The sequence below is a fragment of the Candidatus Hydrogenedentota bacterium genome, from assembly GCA_012730045.1.
In the GTDB taxonomy this organism is placed as follows: Bacteria; Hydrogenedentota; Hydrogenedentia; order Hydrogenedentales; family CAITNO01; genus JAAYBR01.
Window position 1 is genome coordinate 1 of sequence record JAAYBR010000023.1, and the last position, 2,803, is coordinate 2,803.

At 67.8% G+C, this 2,803-nt stretch carries 2 protein-coding genes; both read left to right on the top strand.

The genetic code is table 11. The annotated features are described in order from the left end of the window. On the top strand, positions 1 to 1,851 hold a 1,851-nt coding region (polA, locus tag GXY15_02040), incomplete at its 5' end, for a DNA polymerase I (GenBank protein ID NLV39992.1). Between the two features lie 362 nt (positions 1,852 to 2,213). Further along, the coding region (locus GXY15_02045; protein NLV39993.1) for a transcription termination factor Rho at positions 2,214 to 2,803 on the top strand (590 nt) is incomplete at its 3' end.

Consider the following 2,803-nt stretch of genomic DNA (forward strand, 5'->3'; position numbering starts at 1 on the left):
CCGGAGGAGGAAACGGACTACCGCCTGGTGCTGGACCGGGAGACCCTCGACCGCGCCCTGGGCGAGATGCGCGCCGCCGGCGGCTTCGCCGTGGACACGGAGACCACCAACATAGACCCCATGCTGGCCGCCCTGGTCGGCGTCTCCCTCAGCGCGGCGCCGGGCACGGGCTACTACATCCCCGTGCGCCACACCCCCGAGGCGCTGACGATCCAGCACGACCCCGACGACCTCACCTCGGTGGAGCGGCTGGACGCCCTGCCCCCGGAGACGGTGCTCGCCGCGCTGAAGCCCCTGCTGGAGGACCCGGAGCTCCCGAAGACGGGCCACAACATCAAGTACGACATGATCGTGTTCGCCAACGAGGGCATTGAGGTGCGCGGCGTCGGCATGGACACCATGGTCGCCTCCTACTTGACAGATCCGTCGCGCATGCGGCACAATTTGGACGAGGTCAGCCTCCATTACCTCCGGCACAAGACCATCCCCATCAGCGCCCTCATCGGAAAGGGCTCGAAGCAGGTCACCTTCGACGAGGTTCCCGTGGACCGCGCGTGCGGGTATGCGTGCGAGGATGCCGACATGTCGCTGAGGCTGGCGGGTGTGTTCAGCCCCCTGCTCAGGGAGCGCGGGCTGGAGGCCCTGCACCGCGAAATTGAAATCCCCCTGATCCACGTGCTCGCCCGCATGGAAATGCGCGGCGTCGCGCTGGACCCGGAGGTCTTCGCCCGGATGAGCGCCGGGCTGGCCGTGCGCCTTAAATCCCTGGAGGAGAGGATTTACGCCGCGGCGGACACACAGTTCAACATCAACTCCCCCAAGCAGCTTCAGGAAATCCTGTTCGACCGGATCGGCCTGAAACCCGTCCGCAAGACCAAGACGGGCCAGTCCACGGACGTGGACGTGCTGGAGGAGCTTGCCGGAAGGCACCCGCTGCCCGGCCTCATACTTGAATACCGTTCCCTGGAAAAGCTGAGGGGCACCTACGTGGACGCCCTGCCGAAGCTCGTCCATCCGCGCACCGGGCGCATCCACACGTCGTTCAACCAGGCCGTGGCGGCCACGGGCCGGCTGTCGAGCAGCAACCCGAACCTGCAGAACATCCCCGTGCGCACGGAGGACGGGCGGCAGATCCGGGAGGGCTTCGTCGCCGGCGCGGAAAACCTGCGGCTCGTCTCGGCGGACTATTCGCAGATCGAGCTGCGCGTGCTGGCCCACCTCTCGGGCGACCCGGCCATGATCGGGGCCTTCCGCAACGACGCGGACATCCACCGCGACACGGCGGCCCGGGTCTTCGGCGTGATGCCGGAGCTGGTCTCCCCCGAGATGCGCCGGCAGGCGAAGGCGGTGAACTTCGGCGTGGTCTACGGCATCAGCGACTTCGGGCTGTCGCGGAACCTGGGCATCCCCCGGCACGAGGCGGCGCGGTTCATCTCCGACTACTTCGCGCAGTACCCGCGGGTCCGCGAGTGGCTGGACGAGGTGGTGGTGCGGGCGCGGGAGGAGGGGTATGTGACCACCCTCTTCGGGCGCAGGCGCTACCTGCCGGAGCTGGGCAGCCGCGACGCGAACATACGCAAGGCGGCCGAGCGCGCGGCGATCAACACGCCCGTGCAGGGCACGGCGGCGGACATCATCAAGAAGGCCATGGTGGACCTTGACCCGCTGCTGGAGAAGGCGGGGGCGCGCATGGTGCTCCAGGTGCACGACGAACTGCTGGTGGAGACGGAGGCGGGGCGCGAGGCGGAGACGGAGGCGCTCCTGCGCGGCGTGATGGAGAACGTCCTGGAGATGTCCGTGCCCCTGCGGGTGGACACGGGCGCCGGGCGCAACTGGTCGGAAATACATTGACAAAAGAATTGACACGGGCGGTCGGTTTTGTGCATTATGCGCACACGGCCCGCGCGACGGCCCATGACGGCGGATGCGCGCGGCCCCTCCCCCCAAGAAACACCCCAGGCGTCCCGCGCGTCTTGCCGCGGCTTTTGCCGCAGGCAGTGGCCCGCGCGGACGCGTCCCGGTAAAGCCAACAACTGAAAGGAAGGTTCATGGCGGACAACGGAAACGACAAGCACCAGGGATACCCCCAGGGCGGACAGAAAAAGCGGAACTTCCCCCCGCGCCCGCAGGGGCGGCCGAACAAGCGCCGCCCGCAGGGGCCCGGACAGGGCGGACCGCGGAAGCCGCCGGTGCTTGATGTGGCCAACGAGCCGATGCCGGAAATCTCGTCCGACGGGCCGGAAGTCTCCATCACGGCCATGAAGGCCATGGCCATGAGCGAGCTGGTCGAGCTGGCCGAGAAGCTGGAGCTGGCGGAGTACGGCGGCCTGAAGAAGGCCGACCTGATCTTTATGATCCTCCAGGCGAGCATCGAGAAGGCGGGCTCCGCCTTCGGCGAGGGCGCCCTCGAAATCCTGCCCGACGGCTTTGGGTTTCTCCGGTCCCCCGACTACTCCTACATCCCCGGCCCGGACGACATCTACGTCTCCCCCTCGCAAATCCGCAAGTTCGGCCTGCGCACGGGCGACACCATCTGCGGCCATGTCCGCCCGCCAAAGGAGGGCGAGCGCTACTTCGCCCTGCTGAAGGTGGAGTCGGTGAACGGCGAGAGCCCCGAGGACGCCTACCGGCGCATCAACTTCGACAACCTCACGCCGCTGCACCCTAACGAGCGCATCCGCCTCGAGACGACGCAGGACGAGACCGCCATGCGAATCATGGACCTGATCTCCCCCATCGGCAAGGGGCAGCGCGGCCTCATCGTGGCCGCCCCCTTCACGGGCAAGACGGTCCTCCTCCAGAA